Origin of the sequence: Caballeronia sp. INDeC2, assembly GCF_023631325.1 — a bacterium.
Classification (GTDB): Bacteria; Pseudomonadota; Gammaproteobacteria; order Burkholderiales; family Burkholderiaceae; genus Caballeronia.
The window spans coordinates 64,480-80,995 of record NZ_JALQDG010000027.1 but is presented as its reverse complement, the minus strand read 5'-3'; the positions used below and the strand labels follow the sequence as shown (position 1 = coordinate 80,995).

The 16,516-nt window shown below is 64.5% G+C and carries 16 protein-coding genes and 2 pseudogenes; 9 read left to right on the top strand and 9 right to left on the bottom strand.

The window, feature by feature from the left end:
• The first annotated feature begins 186 nt into the window (after positions 1-186).
• Positions 187-1,362 carry an AI-2E family transporter YdiK gene (gene ydiK, locus NCS28_RS15945; RefSeq protein ID WP_250514719.1) on the top strand — a complete coding sequence of 392 codons (1,176 nt, stop codon included), beginning with the start codon at positions 187-189 and terminating at the stop codon, positions 1,360-1,362.
• Positions 1,363-1,549: 187 nt separating this feature from the next.
• On the top strand, positions 1,550-2,092 hold the full coding sequence (locus NCS28_RS15940; RefSeq protein ID WP_250514718.1) for a DUF6572 domain-containing protein: 543 nt from the start codon (positions 1,550-1,552) through the stop codon (positions 2,090-2,092).
• A gap of 86 nt (positions 2,093-2,178) precedes the next feature.
• On the opposite strand, the pseudogene NCS28_RS15935 reads toward NCS28_RS15940, so the two are convergent.
• From NCS28_RS15935 to NCS28_RS15920, 5 genes and pseudogenes are all read right to left on the bottom strand, one after another.
• A pseudogene (locus tag NCS28_RS15935) lies at positions 2,179-2,889 on the bottom strand (hypothetical protein); the annotation flags it as partial.
• 98 nt (positions 2,890-2,987) lie between these two features.
• A complete protein-coding gene (locus NCS28_RS15930; RefSeq protein ID WP_350029795.1) occupies positions 2,988-3,800 on the bottom strand; it encodes an enoyl-CoA hydratase/isomerase family protein in 813 nt (270 codons plus the stop codon).
• Positions 3,801-3,891: 91 nt separating this feature from the next.
• A pseudogene (locus NCS28_RS33355) lies at positions 3,892-4,020 on the bottom strand (enoyl-CoA hydratase); the annotation flags it as partial.
• A gap of 16 nt (positions 4,021-4,036) precedes the next feature.
• The gene (locus tag NCS28_RS15925; RefSeq protein ID WP_250514716.1) at positions 4,037-5,743 is read right to left on the bottom strand and encodes an AMP-binding protein; all 1,707 of its coding nucleotides are present in this window, start codon (positions 5,741-5,743) and stop codon (positions 4,037-4,039) included.
• Between the two features lie 29 nt (positions 5,744-5,772).
• Positions 5,773-6,906: an acyl-CoA dehydrogenase family protein gene (locus NCS28_RS15920; RefSeq protein WP_250515030.1), complete on the bottom strand. Its 1,134-nt coding sequence runs from the start codon at positions 6,904-6,906 to the stop codon at positions 5,773-5,775.
• A 181-nt stretch (positions 6,907-7,087) separates the two neighbouring features.
• Between NCS28_RS15920 and NCS28_RS15915 the strand changes: the two genes are divergently transcribed.
• Both NCS28_RS15915 and NCS28_RS15910 read left to right on the top strand, forming a co-directional pair.
• Positions 7,088-8,110, top strand: a complete 1,023-nt coding sequence (locus tag NCS28_RS15915; RefSeq protein ID WP_250514715.1) for an AraC family transcriptional regulator — start codon at positions 7,088-7,090, stop codon at positions 8,108-8,110.
• A 63-nt stretch (positions 8,111-8,173) separates the two neighbouring features.
• Positions 8,174-8,335 carry a hypothetical protein gene (locus tag NCS28_RS15910; protein WP_250514714.1) on the top strand — a complete coding sequence of 54 codons (162 nt, stop codon included), beginning with the start codon at positions 8,174-8,176 and terminating at the stop codon, positions 8,333-8,335.
• On the opposite strand, the gene NCS28_RS15905 is transcribed toward NCS28_RS15910, so the two are convergent.
• The gene (locus NCS28_RS15905; protein ID WP_250514713.1) at positions 8,336-9,007 is read right to left on the bottom strand and encodes a hypothetical protein; all 672 of its coding nucleotides are present in this window, start codon (positions 9,005-9,007) and stop codon (positions 8,336-8,338) included.
• Between the two features lie 226 nt (positions 9,008-9,233).
• Positions 9,234-10,529 (bottom strand): MFS family transporter, encoded by a 1,296-nt coding sequence (locus tag NCS28_RS15900; RefSeq protein WP_250514712.1) that lies wholly within the window; start codon positions 10,527-10,529, stop codon positions 9,234-9,236.
• Positions 10,530-10,910: 381 nt separating this feature from the next.
• Here NCS28_RS15900 and NCS28_RS15895 point away from each other — a divergent pair, with 381 nt between their 5' ends.
• A complete protein-coding gene (locus NCS28_RS15895; protein WP_250514711.1) occupies positions 10,911-11,933 on the top strand; it encodes a DUF2891 domain-containing protein in 1,023 nt (340 codons plus the stop codon).
• A gap of 6 nt (positions 11,934-11,939) precedes the next feature.
• On the opposite strand, the gene NCS28_RS15890 is transcribed toward NCS28_RS15895, so the two are convergent.
• Positions 11,940-12,260 (bottom strand): YnfA family protein, encoded by a 321-nt coding sequence (locus tag NCS28_RS15890; protein ID WP_250514710.1) that lies wholly within the window; start codon positions 12,258-12,260, stop codon positions 11,940-11,942.
• Positions 12,261-12,423: 163 nt separating this feature from the next.
• Here NCS28_RS15890 and NCS28_RS15885 point away from each other — a divergent pair, with 163 nt between their 5' ends.
• Positions 12,424-13,716: an MATE family efflux transporter gene (locus NCS28_RS15885; protein ID WP_250515029.1), complete on the top strand. Its 1,293-nt coding sequence runs from the start codon at positions 12,424-12,426 to the stop codon at positions 13,714-13,716.
• A gap of 1 nt (position 13,717) precedes the next feature.
• On the opposite strand, the gene NCS28_RS15880 is transcribed toward NCS28_RS15885, so the two are convergent.
• Positions 13,718-14,710, bottom strand: coding sequence for an alpha/beta fold hydrolase (locus NCS28_RS15880; protein ID WP_250515028.1), 993 nt, complete (start codon positions 14,708-14,710; stop codon positions 13,718-13,720).
• Positions 14,711-14,890: 180 nt separating this feature from the next.
• Between NCS28_RS15880 and NCS28_RS15875 the strand changes: the two genes are divergently transcribed.
• From NCS28_RS15875 to NCS28_RS15865, 3 genes are read left to right on the top strand one after another with little or no spacing between them, the layout of a single operon-like run.
• On the top strand, positions 14,891-15,649 hold the full coding sequence (locus NCS28_RS15875) for a DNA/RNA non-specific endonuclease (protein WP_250514709.1): 759 nt from the start codon (positions 14,891-14,893) through the stop codon (positions 15,647-15,649).
• Positions 15,642-15,902, top strand: coding sequence for a hypothetical protein (locus NCS28_RS15870; RefSeq protein ID WP_250514708.1), 261 nt, complete (start codon positions 15,642-15,644; stop codon positions 15,900-15,902). The genes NCS28_RS15875 and NCS28_RS15870 overlap by 8 nt, the downstream gene beginning before the upstream one ends.
• Positions 15,903-15,915: 13 nt before the next feature.
• Complete coding sequence (locus NCS28_RS15865; protein WP_250514707.1) at positions 15,916-16,431, top strand: methylated-DNA--[protein]-cysteine S-methyltransferase; 516 nt, start codon at positions 15,916-15,918, stop codon at positions 16,429-16,431.
• Positions 16,432-16,516 lie beyond the last annotated feature (85 nt).

The following is a 16,516-nucleotide window of genomic DNA, read 5'->3' as shown; positions in this document are numbered from 1 at the left end:
GGGTATCTCAGGGTCAGGCGCGCGCGGATTTTTAGTAGTATGGATTGAGTGCCGTTATGATTGCGCCCGTTACGCCGAAGCGGCTTGCCGGATCGCCGGCTTTCGCTTATCGCTTGTTCATCTCTCGTTGCGCGCCGTGTCCGTATCCGGGCGCCGCATCGATCATCACTTTCATCCGGACGCACCATGCCAATCCCGTACAACGGGCAGCCGAACCCGAATCCACGCCAGCCGGTGGATATCGCGCGCATCCTGCTCATCATCACGATCCTGACCGCGCTCACGGTCGGCAGCCTCTACGTCCTGCGCCCGTTCCTGCCGGGGCTCATCTGGGCGACGACGATCGTCGTCGCGACCTGGCCGCTCATGCGCGCCGTGCAGCGCCGCTGCGGGAACCGCCGCTGGATCGCGACGACCGTGATGCTGCTGATTCTCCTGATCGTCATCGTGCTGCCGCTCTACCAAGCCATTTCGACGCTCGCGCTGCATGGCGGCGAGATCATGGCGGCAATCAAGAGCCTGCCGTCCTACGCGCTGCCGCCGCCGCCCGGCTGGGTCCACGACATTCCGCTCGCGGGCGCGCGCATCGCGCACGAATGGCAGTCGCTCTCCGATGCCGGCCCCGGCGGCCTGCTCGCGAAGCTCGAGCCCTACGTGACCATCGCCGCGCGCTGGATGCTGTCGCATGCGGCCGTCGTCGGCGTGTTCGTGATGCACATGGTCATCACCATCATCATCGCCGGGATCCTGTACATGAACGGCGAGGCGGCCGGACGCTTCGTCACGCGCTTCGCGACGCGCATCGCCGCGCAGCGTGGCGCGGAAGCCGTCAAGCTCGCCGGCCTCGCGATCCGCGCGGTGGCGCTCGGCATCGTCGTGACGGCGGTCACGCAGTCCGCGCTCGGCGGCATCGGGCTCGCGGTCGCGGGCGTGCCGGCCGCGGGCATCATCACGGCCGTCATGCTGATGCTGTGCCTCGCGCAGATCGGCCCGCTGCTGCCGCTGCTCGGCGGCGTCGCGTTCCTTTTCTGGCACGGCTCGCATGTTGCCGCGTCGCTGCTGCTCGTGTGGTCGATCATGATCGCGATGCTCGACAACTTCCTGCGGCCGCTGCTCATCAAGCGCGGCGTGAATCTGTCGATGCTGCTTATTCTTTCCGGCGTGCTCGGCGGCATGTTTGCATTCGGAATAGTCGGATTATTTATCGGCCCTGTAATACTTGCGGTGACATCGACGATTCTGAACGCGTGGATCAACGAACAGCCGCCGCTCCCGCAAGTCGAGGCGATGAGTAACGAAGAAATCGCGAAAGCCCCGTCCACACCGGATCTCGCGATGCATAGAGGAGACAGGCCTAATTGATGAATATATTCACGCTTTGTTAATTTTGTTCTCAACAAGCGGATTTGGCTTAAATTGAGAATTCGGATTCTTACGAAAATGAGATTTCATCCGAGTTAATAGGGTGTTTCGCGATTATTCAACGATGGCTTTCCGTTACAATGCATTCCATTGCTATTTGCCCGTTTGAGGGCGCAGGGGATTGACCATGTCTTTGCGTGACGTGGACGCCGTCGACTACATCGGAGTGAATATTCTTTTCAGGCGCGTATATGTCGGACTCTTCGATGATCTCGACTGGCGCGATGAAAAGGAGCATCAGGATTTGCTCACGAAGAAGATCGACCGCTATATCCGTTACATTCGTTCGGGAAAATTGCTGTTGAATTATCCGAAAGTCCGCGGCTACGAGATCGTCATCGAATATGTGTCGATGCATCCCATGACGCCGTCCGGGGTCGAGTTCTGGAAATCGCGCGAGCGCCTGTTGGCCGACGCCGGTTACAAGACGCACATTCGCGGCGTGGACGTCCGTCATTCGCTCGGCATCACGGTCGACAAGCCGGAGCACGTCAACGCGGAGCCGGTCGAGCCGCCCGCGCTCGAAGTGCTCGACCCGGACCCGCTCACGCAACAGCTCGCGGATGTCGCCGATATCTCGTATCTGCCGCCTCTCGCGCCGAAAACACGGCGACCGCAAGCGCTGCCCCTGCTCAGGCGTCTCGTGATGCGCCAGGCGGCCACGCACTGAAGCGAATCACCCTGCGCAATCGAACGAAAAAGCGGCGTGGCGCTGTAACGAGCCCGCCGCTTTTCTTTTTGCGCGTCAAACACGCGTCACTTCACGCCGCTCAATGCCGATGAAGCCACGGACGGCACCGAGATGCCGTTGGTCTTCGCGTACTGAACCGCTTGCGTGAGCGTCTGCACCAGCGATTGCAACTGTCCCGGCGCGGATTGCGCGATATAGCTCGCGGCCTGCGCGGTCGCCGGATTCGAACCCGCCTGCAGCAACGATGACATGTTCATCGAATTCGTCACCGAGCCGAGATTCGATTGCAGACCGGCGTACTGCTTCACGCCCTGCCCGAGCGAGGCGAGGCCGTCGCTGAAACTTTGCTTGCTCGCGGCCGTCGCTGGCGGCGTGGCGCCGTTCGATAACGCCTGCATCAACGATTGCGACACGCTCTGCTGCGTGCCGCCGAGTTGCGACAGCACGCTCGTGCTCGGTACGCCGCTGCCGCCGGATGCGCCCGACAGCAGACCCGCCGCCGATTGCGCCTGGCTCGCGACGCTCGACATGCCCATCGCCGATGCGAGATTCGATTGCCCCGAGAGCACTTGCTGGTTCGCGCCGAGATAGCCCTGCACGAGCGAGTTCAGCGCGGAAGGCTGCGCCGCGCCGTTCGCGCCCGCCGCCACATCGGCCTTGCCGCTGCCGAAGCCGAACTGCTGGAGATTGAGTTGTGCATACGATGCAGCCGGTGCGATCAACGCGAATGCGATGCCGGCCGACAAAACTGCGATCCGTGACGTACGGTTCGGCATGGTCGGTTCCCCTCTTGAATTGTCCGATGATCGATAAGCCCGGTTCGACCATCGGCCATTTCGCCGGTTCGCCGCGGAAACATTTGCTTGCGATTTCGTCAGGAGATCACGCGCCCCAAGTCCGCGAGCGGATGCATCTCCTTGCGCCACGGCGACGAGAGAAAGTGCTGCACGCGCTCCGCCCGCACCTGCGCGAGCGTGGTCGGCGCGAAACGCGGCCGCTCGTCCTTGTCGATGATGAGCGCGCGCACGCCTTCGATGAAATCGCCGTCGTCGATTGCGCGGTACACGACGCCCAACTCCATGCGAAAGCAATCCGCAAGCGTCATCTGACGGCCGCGCAAGAGCGCGTGACACGTCACTTCGAGCATCGTCGGCGAATGGCTTTCGAGCGTGGCGAGCGTCGCGCGCGCCCAGTCCGAATCGTCCGTCGAGAGCGACGCGGCAATGCGCTCCACGCCGCCCGTTGCGCACACGCCGAAATGGCGCTTGATGTGCGCGCGGATATCGCCGAGCGGCGCGTGACGTTCGATGTTCGCGGCCGGCACGAACACGCGCTTCAATTGCGTCATTGCGTCCTGCGCATCGTCCCAGCGCATCGTTTCGAGGCGTTCGATGAAACCGCGCAGCCATGCCGACGGCACGCATTCGTCCGCGAGTCCGGCGCGCGTCGCATCGGCGCCTGAAAGACGCGCGCCCGTCAGGCCGACGTAAAGCGCGAGATCGCGCGGCAGCACGCGCAGAAAATGCGTCGCGCCGACATCGGGCAACAGGCCGATGCGCGTCTCGGGCATCGCCATGCGCGTACGCTCGGTCGCGATGCGCAGTGCCGCGCCCTGCGCGAGCCCCATGCCGCCGCCCATCACGATGCCGTCCATCAGCGCGATCACGGGCTTCGCAAAACGATGCACCGTGAAATCGAGCCGATATTCGTCGATGAAGAATTTCAGCCACGGCGCTGAAGAACTTCGGGCCTGTGCCCGTCACGACGATCGCGCGCACGTTCGCATCGCGGTCGAGGCTTTCGACGGTTTCCTGCAACGTCGCGAGGCCATCGGCAGTGAAGGCGTTGGCCGGCGGACGGGCGAGACGAATCGTGACGGTCCCGCCGTCGCGCGTGGCTTCGATCATCGCGGGGATTCCTTTTTTAGTCGGCTTTGCTGGCCTGACGCAGCTCCGGAAAATCCTCTTCCCAGAACTCGAACTCGCCGCGCGCGCCGTCCTGCGTGCGCGCGATTTCCTGTCTGCGCAAATCGACGCGCCGGATCTTGCCGGAAATCGTCTTCGGCAATTCCGCGAATTCCAGACGGCGAATGCGCTTGTAGGGCGCGAGCCGCTCGCGTGAAAACGCGAACACGCTCTTGGCGAGCTCCGGCCCGATGGAATAGCCGTGGCGCAGCGTGACGAACGCCTTCGGCACCGACAGCCGCAGCGGATCCGGGCTCGGCACGACGGCCGCTTCCGCGATCGCCTCGTGCTCGATCAGCACGCTCTCCAGCTCGAACGGGCTCAACCGGTAATCCGACGACTTGAACACGTCGTCCGCGCGGCCGACATAGACGAAGTAGCCGTCCGCGCCGCGCGCCGCGACATCCGACGTGCGATAGAAACCGCCGTGCATCGCGTTCTCGGTGGCCTTGGGATTGTCGGCGTAACCGGTCATCAGGCCGAGCGGCGGCGGATCCAGCACGAGCGCGATCTCGCCTTCCTCCGCCGCGTTGCCGTCCGGATCGAGAAGCGTCACGCGATAACCCGGCAGCGGGCGGCCCATCGAGCCCGGCACGAGCCGCTGACCCGGCGTGTTCGCGATCTGCGCGGTGGTTTCGGTCTGGCCGTAGCCGTCGCGGATCGGCACGCCCCAGGCCGCCTGCACTCGCTCGACGACCTCGGGATTGAGCGGCTCGCCCGCGCCGACGATCTCGCGCAGCTTCACGTCGTACGATGCGAGCGGCTCCTGCACGAGCATGCGCCACACGGTCGGCGGCGCGCAGAGCGTCGTGACTTCGTGCCGGACGAGCACGTCGAGCGCGCGGGCCGCATCGAAACGGCTGAAGTTGTAGATAAACACGCACGCCTGCGCATTCCAGGGCGCAAAGAAGCAGCTCCACGCATGCTTGGCCCAGCCGGGCGAGCTGATGTTCCAGTGCACGTCGCCGGGCTGGAGGCCGATCCAGTACATCGTCGACAGATGGCCGACCGGATAGCTCTGATGCGTATGCGCGACGAGCTTCGGCTTCGACGTCGTGCCCGACGTGAAATACAGCAAATACGGATCGCTAGCGTTCGTTACGGCATCCGAAACGAATTCTGGCGAGGCGTCGTAAGCCGCTTCGTACGCGAGCCACCCCTCCTTCGCGCCGCCCACGGCGATGCGCAATCCGGGCACATCGATGTCATGGAACTTCGGCGTCTCGGCCGTATCGACGATCACGTGCTGCACGCCGCCGAGCGCGATGCGATCGCGCAGATCGGCGGGCGCGAGCTGCGTGGTCGCGGGCAGCACGATCGCGCCGAGCTTCATCGCGGCGAGCATCGTTTCCCAAAGCTCGACGCGGTTCGGCAGCATCAAAAGGATGCGCTCGCCGCGCTTCACGTTCAGCCCACGCAGATGATTCGCGACGCGCGCGGAACGCTCGCTCATCTGCGCGAACGAAAGACGCGTCTCGCCGCCGCTTTCGTCGACGATATGCAGCGCGGGCGCATCGTTGCCGCGCGCCATCGGGTCGAAATAGTCGAGCGCCCAGTTGAAACGATCGAGCGACGGCCATTTGAAGTCGCGATACGCGGTGTCGTAATCGGTGCGATGAGCAAACAGAAAGTCTCGTGCTTCGATGAAAGCGTGGGCGTCGTTCATTGCGTCTCCTGTCGTTTTTTAAGCGCGAGTCAAACGTTGCGTGCGATCACCATCCGCTGCACTTCGCTCGTGCCTTCGTAGATCTGCGTGATGCGCGCATCGCGATAATGACGCTCGACCGGATAGTCCTGGAGATAGCCGTATCCGCCGTGAATCTGGATCGCATCGGAACACACACGCTCGGCCATCTCCGACGCATACAACTTCGCCTGCGAAGCCTCCGACAGACAGGCAATGCCTTCCGTGCGCATGCGCGCCGCGTGATGGATCAGGAGGCGCGCGGCGTTGATCTGCGTCTGCATGTCGGCGAGCATGTTCGCGACCGATTGATGTTCGTGGATCGGCTTGCCGAACTGCACGCGTTCTCTCGCATAAGCGCGCGCCGCGTCGAAGGCCGCGCGCGCGATGCCGAGCGCCTGCGCCGCGATGCCGATGCGTCCGCCTTCCAGATTCGACAACGCGATCTTGAGGCCCTCGCCGCGCTTGCCGAGTAGATTGTCGGCGGGAATCGCGCAATCGTCGAAGGTGATCGGACAGGTATCGGACGCGCGGATGCCGAGCTTGTGCTCCGGCGCGCCGACGTTGAAACCGGGCGTGTTCGTCGGCACGATGAAGGCCGAAATGCCTCGCTTGCCCTGATCGGGATCGGTGACGGCGAAGACGATCGCCACGCCCGCGCGCTTGCCGTTCGTGACGAACTGCTTGCTGCCGGAGAGAACCCACTTGCCGTCTTTCTCGACGGCGCGCACGCGCAGGTTGTTCGCTTCCGAGCCGGCCTGCGGCTCCGTCAGGCAAAACGCCCCGATGATCTCGCCGCTCGCGAGCTTCGGCAGCCATTCGGCCTTTTGCGCGTCGGTGCCGTAGGCGAGGATCGGGCCGCAGCCGACGGAGTTGTGCACGCTCATCAACGTCGCGCAGGACGCGCAGCCGGCGGCGATCTCTTCCATCGCGAGCGCGTAGGCGGTGTAGTCGCTGAAGGTGCCGCCCAATTCGGCGGGCACGACCATGCCGAGCAGGCCGAGCTCGCCCAGTTGCCGCACGACGGCATCGGGAATGGCGCCGTCCTTGTCCCATTGGCCCGCGTTCGGCACGAGGACTTCGGTTGCGAACTGGCGAGCCGCGTCGCGGATCATGCGCTGCTCTTCGGTGAGGAATGCGTCGATCATGTTTCGTCTTCGGTGAATGGGGCTGGGGCGGCGGGCCGTATCGATCGGATACACTTTCTGGCCGCCGCCGGGTCGGTCGATGAAGGGCGGATGGGCCGTCAGCGCACGAGTCTAGGCAATCGCCGGACGTTAGCCGATGCCCAAAACGATCACGCTAACTGAGCGCTTTGGCCACCTAGTGACAACCCCAAGTCCCAAAAAGAAGATCGAGCGCGATTCGATTTCCGTGAGTCTCGTCGAAGCGGCGTTGCGATGCGCCGAAGCGCGCGGCGTCACGCGCGAGCATTTGCTGGCCGCGGCGGGCATCGCGCCGGCGACGCTCGATTCGCCGCGCGCCCGCGTGTCGCCGGTGCAGTACGGCAAGCTGTGGAACGCCACCGCCGACGCGCTCGACGACGAGTTCTTCGGCCAGGACGCGCATCCGATGCGGCGCGGCAGCTTCGTGCTGCTGTGCCACGCGGCGCTTTCGTCGCGCGACGGCGCGCAGGCCCTCGGGCGCATCGCGAATTTCATGCGTCTCGTGCTCGACGAGCTGACTTTCGAGCTCGATATCGACAATATGCACGTGCGTATCTGGCTCGACGACAAAGGCGCGCCCAAGACGATGTTCGCCTACGCGACCGGTTTCATCCTCGTGTATGGGCTGCTGTGCTGGCTGGTCGGGCGGCGCATTCCGGTGCTGGCGGCGCATATGCGCTGCGCCGAGCCCGCCGACAGCGACGAATATCGCCTGATGTTCTGCAACGATCTGCGTTTCAACGAGACGCGCTCGTTCGTCGATCTGTCGGCGGAATGCGCGGCGTTGCCCATCGTGCAGACGCCCGCGACGCTCAAGCGCTTCCTCCGCGACGCGCCGACGAATTTCATCGTGAAATATCGCAATCCGGATTCGCTCGCGGCACGCATCAGGACGCGCCTGAAGCAAACCGCGCCGACGGACTGGCCCGAAGCCGAGAGCATCGCGGCGGCGCTCCATATGGCCGAGGCGACGCTGCGGCGACGCCTGAAGCAGGAAGGCCTGACCTATCAGGCGATCAAGGACGCGTTGAGACGCGACCTCGCGATCGCGCGCCTCGCGCACACGCAGCAGACGATTCCCCAGATCGCCGATGCGCTCGGTTTCGCCGAGCCGAGCGCGTTCCGGCGCGCGTTCAGGAAGTGGACAGGCGTGCGCCCCGCGGATTACCGCCGCGAGGGCTGACTGCGAGAGCGCATCGGGGCTGCTATATTGAATCGACCATGACTTCGCATCACGGAGCGCACCATGAAGAAAGCCAGCCGGGATGAACGTTCGAAACAGGATCAGCCGAATCCGCAGAACGAAGAGGATCTGCTCGACGAAGCGCTGGAAGAAACCTTTCCCGCAAGCGATCCGATCGCCGTGCACCCCGAGCCGGACACGCCGAGGGACGGCAAGAAGAAGTAGTTATTCACCCGCCTCGGGCTCGTCCGGGCTCGACAGCAGCACGACGAGCTTCTCGACATGCTGATGTAAGAGCTTCACGTGCTTGTCGATCTGTTCGAGACGTCCGGTCAGATCGGCTTTTGCCGCTTCGCTCATGCGGTCCGACGCGATGAGCTCGTCGACCTTCGGCTGCATCCCTTCGACCTGAAGCAGGCCGAGCTGGCGCTCCAGGCGGCGCAAATCCTGCGAAAGCAGCTCGCGATTCTTGCGAAACAGCAGATCGCGGCGGTTCATCTCGGCCTGTTGCTGGGCGAGATCGGCGACGCGGCGCGTCGCCTCGGTCTGGGAAAGCAGCGGTTCCGGGCCGCGCAGCACGGAGCGCTTCGGCGCGGGGTGCGCGGTGCCGCGAAACACGGCCATCGGGGTTTCTTCGTCGATTGCGCGCAGGACGTCCGGCGGGACTTCCTCCAGGGTGCGGCGCTCGTCCATCCAGTGCGGCGGCAGGCCGGTCACGAGCTCGATGCCGCGCACGAACTCCTCGTTGAAATCGCGCTGACCGGCGACGATCAGCTTCATGAACGTCGGCGAGAAGCTCATCATGCGCGCGAGGCGCGCAGCGCCTCCCGGCGAGCCGACCAGCACGTTCATGTTGGCTCGCCACACAAGGAACAGCGTTTCGTCGAAATCTTCCATGAACAGGCTCCAGGCAGACCGACGCGCCCGACTGTGCGCATCGGCGTTGCGCGCGTCAGATCCGCGCGCATGCATATCCGGTTCCCGAATATCGTTGCGCACCTCGGCCGGTGCGCCGTCCACATACCGCATAAAACACCATACTACCGTCATCGGCAAGCCTGGCGGACAATAGCGCGCCGCTCGATGGCAGGCACGCGACACGACGGCTGCATCGGCACCCGCCTTACGGTTCGTTGCGCAGATAGCCTTCCTTGCTCGGATCGAGCATGCGCCAGGAGACGACGAGCGAAATCGCGCACATCACCGTGACGTACCAGAAGAACGTCGATTCGCTGCCCGTCGACTTGAGCCAAAGCGCGACATACTCCGCCGAGCCGCCGAACACCGCGTTGGCCACCGCGTACGACAGGCCGACGCCCAACGCGCGCACTTCCGGCGGGAACATCTCCGCCTTGATGAGACCGCTGATCGACGTATAGAAGCTGACGATCGCGAGCGCGATCACGACCAGCACGAACGCCATGACCGGGCTCGCCACCGTGGAGAGCGCGTGCAGCAGCGGCACCGTGCCGATGGTCGCGAGCGCGCCGAACCACAGCATCGACGCGCGGCGGCCGATGCGGTCCGACAGCGCGCCGAACAACGGCTGCAGCAGCATATAGACGAAGAGCGCGGCGGTCATCACGTTACTGGCGGTTTTCGCGTGCATGCCCGCCGTGTTCACCAGATACTTCTGCATGTAGGTCGTGAACGTGTAGAAAATCAGCGATCCGCCCGCCGTGAAGCCGACGACGGTCATGAATGCGGCCTTGTGCTGCATCAGCCCGGCGAGCGTGCCCGCCTCCTTGCGATGGCGCGTCTCGGCGGTCGAGGTTTCGTCGAGCGAGCGTCGCAGGTAGAGCGAAACCAGCGCCGCGCACGCGCCGATGAAGAACGGAACGCGCCAGCCCCACGCCTTCAGCTCTTCCGTCGACAGGAACTGTTGCAGCACGACCAGCACGAGGAGCGCGGCGAGCTGTCCGCCGATCAGCGTCACGTACTGGAACGACGCGAAGAAACCGCGCCGGCCGCGCAGCGCCACTTCACTCATGTAGGTTGCGCTCGTGCCGTACTCGCCGCCCACCGACAAACCCTGGAACAGCCGCGCGATCAGCAGCAGAAACGGCGCCCACGCGCCGATCGATGCGTAAGTCGGCAGAAAGGTGATGACGAGCGAGCCGCCGCACATCATCAGCACGGAGATCATCATCGCGTTGCGGCGGCCGTGCTTGTCGGCGATGCGGCCGAAGAGCCAGCCGCCGATCGGGCGCATCAGGAAGCCTGCCGCGAACACGCCCGCGGTGTTCAGCAACTGAACCGTCGGGTTGCCGCCGGGAAAGAACGCCGCCGAGAAATACAGCGCGAGGAACGAGTAGATGTAAAAGTCGAACCACTCGACGAGGTTGCCCGACGAGGCGCCGACGATGGCGAAAACGCGGCGCCGGGTGTCCTCTGCGGTATAAGCGGGAAGGTCGGTCATGTTGCTTCTGATCTCCTGGTCACTGTCTGGATGGCGTTTGCCGAGGCTCGTGCCCCCGGTTCGGACGCTCTTGGCGGCGTTCGGGCGCAAGTTTATACGACGGTTCGGGCAAAGCGCGCGAGCGTGGCGCGCGAAACACGGCCGGAAGTCGTACGAAAATTTGCGCAGTTGCACGCTCGCGCCGTGTGCGACCATGCCGCCCGGCGCGCGCTCAGGCTTGCCGCAAAAGCATTCGTCGCTGTTGCGACGGGTTTATGCCGCGCTTCGATGCACTCGGCCGATGCCTCCGCCGTTCGTTCTAGGTAATTACCCTGAACATACATTTTGCCAACTCAATATCGATAAAGTCTCGGGACCACGATTCCCATCGACGAGGAACGCATGAATCCGCATCAACCGATTACCCTCGACGCCGCGCTTGCGTCGAAGTTCGCGCAGGTCGCGCTCGGCCACCTGACGCGCGAATATCCGAACAAGCTCGATCACGTGATGGCTGGCGCCGCCGATGTCCAAAGCCCGCGCGCGCTGCATCCGATCTTCTACGGCAGCTTCGACTGGCACTCGTGCGTGCACGGCTACTGGCTGATCGCGCGGCTCTATGATCGCCTTCCCGGCCTGCCGGAGGCGCCGCGCATCCGTGCGGTGATCGATGAACATTTCACCGATGCCAACGTCGCCGCCGAAGTCGCGTATCTGCAGCGTCCGGCCGCGCGCGGTTTCGAGCGGCCCTACGGCTGGGCGTGGCTGCTCGCGCTCGCGGCGCAACTCCGCTCGATGCAAACCGACGACGGCGCGCGCTGGGCCCGCGCACTCCAGCCGCTCGCCGATGCATTCGTCGCGCGCTTCGACGAATTTCTGCCGAAGTCGACGTATCCGCTTCGCGTCGGCACGCACTTCAACATGGCGTTCGCGCTGACGCTTGCGATCAGCTACGCGCGCGCCACGCGCGACGCGGGCTTCGAACGCCTGCTGAGCGAGACGGCCTTGCGCTGGTTCGAGAAGGACGAAGGCTGCCAGGCGTGGGAGCCTGCGGGCGACGAATTCCTGTCGCCGTCGCTGATGGAAGCCGTGCTGATGCGCCATGTGCTGCCGGGCGAGCGTTTTGTCGGCTGGTTCGACCGGTTTCTGCCGCGCATCGCCGCGCGCGAGCCGGCAACGCTCTTCGCGCCCGCCACCGTCACCGATCGCAGCGACGGCAAACTCGCGCACCTCGACGGCCTGAACCTTTCCCGCGCGTGGTGCCAGCGCACGATCGCGCGGGCATTGCCTGCGGGCGACGCGCGCATCGCGGTGCTCGAGGCGGCCGCGAACGAACATCTGGCATCGGGCATTGCGCACGTGGCGGGCGATTACATGGGCGAGCACTGGCTCGCGACATTCGCGTTGCTGGCGCTGGAAGCCTGATCCGCGTCAGACGCGCGGCTGAAACGCGATCACGCCCATGCCCACGAGCGCGATCGCCGCGCCCGCGACATCCCATGCCGTCGGCTTGATGCGCTCGACGGCCCACAGCCACGCGATCGCCACGCCGATATACACGCCGCCGTACGCCGCATAGATGCGCCCCGCCGCGGTGTCGTGCAGGGTAAGCAGCCAGGCGAAGAGTGCGAGCGACAGCGCGCCGGGCAGTACGAGCCACGGCGAGGCGCCTTCGCGGAGCCATCGATACGGGAAATAGCAGCCGGCGATCTCGGCGATGGCCGTGACCACATAGAGCGCGAATGTTTTCATGACGCGCATTATCGGCGCTGACGCGAAGTTGCGTGGTCCGCGTCGGCTCCGGACAATGACGCCCTTGCCAAGAACCGCCAGCCCGAACACTTTGCCGACGACCCCACAAAACGATTCGACCGACACCACCGCGCTGCCCGTGCACTGGCACAAGCGCGTGCTGATGCTCGCGTTTCCGATCGTCCTCGCCAACCTCACGCAACCGATTCTCGGCGCGGTCGATACGGCCGTCGCCGGGCATCTCGACGGGCCGCAGTATCTCGGCGGCGTGGCGCTCGGCGGGCTCGTGCTCAGCTTCGTTTTCTGGGGCTTCGGCTTTCTGCGCATGGGCACGACAGGACTCGTCGCGCAGGCGTTCGGCGCGCACGACGCCGAGGCGTTGCGCGCGAGCGTGCTGCGCGCCCTGCTGCTCGCGCTCGTGATCGGCATGGCGGTGCTCGCGCTGCAGGTGCCGATCATCCGCTATGCGCTCGTCGCGCTGGGCGGCAGCGCCGCCGTGCAGGACACCGCGAGCGCGTATTGTCGCGCGCGCATCTGGGCCGCGCCGTTCGCGCTCGGCAATTACGTCGTGCTCGGGTTTTTGCTCGGCTGCCAGCGCGTGCGGCTCGCGCTCGTCACCCAGATCGTCATCAATCTGGTGAACATCGTCGCGGTGCTGCTGTTCGTGTATCGCTTCGACTGGGGCATCGCGGGCATCGGCGCGGCGACTGCCTTCGCGGATTTTTGCGGCTTCGCACTCGGCCTCGCAATCCTCTGGCATTCGCGTCCGCGCGGGCTTGCACCGCTCGTGACGCGTTCACTTTTCGATGCGCGTGCGCTCAGGCGGCTCGTCGCAATCAACCGCGACATCTTCATCCGCACGATCTGTCTGCTGGGCTCGTATGGATGGTTCGCGCATCTCGGCGCGCGCGAGGGCGATGCGATCCTCGCCGCCAACGCCGTCCTGCTGAACTTTCAGACCTTCATGTCCTTCGGGCTCGACGGCTTCGCGCACGCGGCCGAGGCGCTCGTCGGCGCGGCTGCCGGCGCGCGCGACCGTTACGCGTTCCGGCAGGCCGTGAAGATCACGATGCTCTGGTCGGCGATCGGCGCGGCGGGTTTTTCCATCGTCTATTGGATGAGCGGCGAATGGATCATCGGCAGGCTGACCGATCAGGCCGTCGTGCACGCGGCGGCGGTGCGCTATCTGCCGTGGGCGTCGATACTGCCGCTCGCATCGGTGGCGGGCTTCCAGCTCGACGGCGTGTTCATCGGCGCGACCCGCACGCACGAACTCATGAAAGCGATGGCCGTCTCGCTCGCGGTGTTCCTGCTCGCCGCGTGGGCGCTCGCGGGATCGCTCGGCAATCACGGACTGTGGCTCGCGCTCACGCTTTTCATGGTGGCGCGCGGGATCACGCTGGCGGTTCAGGTGCCTGCGATCGAGCGCGCGTTTTGCGCGCCCGATCGGACATGAGTTACTTCGATGCGAGGCCGTCGAGCAGCGCCTTGTGGAATGCGGCCGGATCCTGCATCTGCGGCGCATGGCCCAGCTCGGGAAACTCGACGAGCTTCGCGCCCTCGATACGCTCCTTCGCCAGCTTCGCGAGATCGGGATAGCGGCCGAGCGTCGGGCGAATCTCCGGCGGGGCGAGGTCCTTGCCGATCGCGGTGTTGTCCTTGTCGCCGATGAGCAGGAGCGTCGGCGTCTTCAACTGGTCGAATTCGTAGACGACGGGCTGCGTGTAGATCATGTCGTACAGCAAAGCCGAGTTCCACGCGACGATATCCTTCCCCGGCCCGCGAAACATGCCCGCGAGCATCTGGACCCACGGTTCGTATTCGGTGCGCCACTGCCCCGAGTAATACGTGTTCGTCTCGTAACGGCGAATGCCATCGGCGGTCGTTTTCAGCTCGCGCGCGTACCAGTCGTCGATGGATATCGACGGCACGCCTTTCGCCTTCCAGTCTTCGAGTCCGATCGGATTGACGAGCACGAGCTGCTCCGTCTCACGCGGATACATGAGCGCATAGCGCACCGCGAGCATGCCGCCCGTCGAATGCGCGACGAGCGTCGCCTTCGATACGCCGAGCGCCGCAAGCAGCGCATGCGTGTTGCGCGCGAGTTGCTGGAAGCTGTACTGATATCGCGCGGGCTTGGTCGACTTGCAAAAGCCGATCTGATCCGGCGCGATCACGCGATAGCCCGCATCGGTCAAGGTTTCGATGGTCTGCTTCCACGTCGCCGAACAGAAGTTCTTGCCGTGCAGAAGCACAACGGTGCGGCCGTTCGGATGCGACGGATGCACGTCCATATAAGCCATGCGCACGACCTGACGCTGCGACGTGAGCGCAAATTGCGCAACCGGATACGGATACTCGAAGCCCTGCAACTCGGGGCCGTAGGCGGGACCGTCATTGCTGGCGGCTTGCGCGGCGTCCTCGGCATGCGCGTGAAAAGCGAAGGACATCGCGAGAGAGAACACCAGCGAACGAAAGAAGGACGGATTCATTTTTCGATTTCGGGATGACGTCGGCCGACGCATTCTAGCGCGCTTGAAAGTCGCACGCGCCCGCGCGCTCGCCCGCCCCACGCCAGCTCCGCAGCGCTTATACTTGCGGCCCCGATCGTCGTCTGGACCTTCTCAAGCATGCCATTCCGTATCAAGGCATTCGCCGCCGCGCTCCTCGCATTCGTGTGTGTTGACGTATCCGCGAGCGACTGTCCGCAGTTCAGTCCGAACGGCCGCGCGCCCATCGTCGTCAATTCGAAGATGCGCGCGGCGACGCAAGAAGTCTGCTACACCGACTTCGCGTTGCTTCACTCCGGTGTCACGAAAGGACCGCTGTGGTCGGCGGAACATCTGACCGCGAACAGTGTCGATGAGGCGAAGAACAACACGCGCACCAATCGCTTCTTCGTCGAAAAGCGCCTGCCGCCCGGCGAGAGCGCGCAGCTTTCCGATTACAAGAAGAGCGGCTACGACCGCGGCCACATGAGCCCCGCGGGCGATCGCGCCAGCACGAAAGGCATGGCCGAATCGTTCTCGCTCGCGAACATCGTGCCGCAGGATCCGTCGAACAATCGACGCATCTGGGCGCGCATCGAGGAAGCGGTGCGCAGGCTGACGGAGGAATCGGGCGAAGCGTTCGTCGTCACCGGCCCGCTCTTTTCGGGGCGTCAGTTGCAGACCATCGGCGATTCGCGCGTGTTCGTGCCGACGCAACTGTATAAGGTGGTTTATCTGCCGCAGCGTCAGATCGCGTTCGCGGTGGTGGTCGAAAATACGCCGACGGACACGTACACGATGAAAACCGTGCGCGAACTGGAAGCGATGAGCGGTCTCGCGTTTCCCGGCATACCGGACGCACTGAAGGACAAACGAATTGGAGGATTGCGAGGTGTTTAAGCCATTTGCGAACGATACGGATGTGTTGAACATCGCGGGCGACGCGATCAACATCGAAAACGGCGTGAAGCGACTGACGATCAGCGGCGATCTGACCATCGCGCGCGACAAGGCGGGACTCGCCAATGCACTCGCGCTGCAGAAGGCGATCGGTGCGATCATCGAAGCACTGCAAAGCGACGCGTCGCTGCCCGCGAAGCTGCCCGACGAACCGAGCGCGCCGTCGGGCACTGCCGACAATCCATTCATCTAAAGCGGCGATCGAAGTGATCGAATGCCATGTCGGCCCGAGTCCGCTCGGGCACATCCTGTATCGCGCCGACGACGACTGTTTGACGGGGCTGTTTTTCATCGGGCAAAAGCATTTTCCCGCAGGCCTGCCGGAAATGACGTTGTCCGAGACGCCGCCCATATCGCGCGTGATCGGCGAGGCGCGCGAGCAGGTCGGCGAATACTTCGCTGGCGTGCGCACGGCATTTTCGATTCCGCTGAGGCTCGACGGCACCCCGTTTCAGCGCCAAGTCTGGGACATACTGCGGCAGATCCCTTTCGGCGAAGCATGGACCTACGGCGATCTCGCGCGGCGGCTCGGCTTGCCTGCGGGCGCATCGCGGGCGGTGGGCGGCGCGAACGGCCGCAATCCGATTGCGATCATCGTGCCGTGTCATCGCGTGATCGGGGGCGACGGGGAATTGACCGGCTACGCCGGCGGCGTCGAGCGCAAGCGTCACTTGCTGACGCTGGAAGGCGGCCCGGGACGCGAGCAACTCGCACTCTTTTGAACCGGCTCTTTTTTGGCATGAAAGCGAAAAGCCCGCGAACCGAAATGGTTCGCGGGCTTTTTTGCGGGCGCCGTACTTCGCCGAA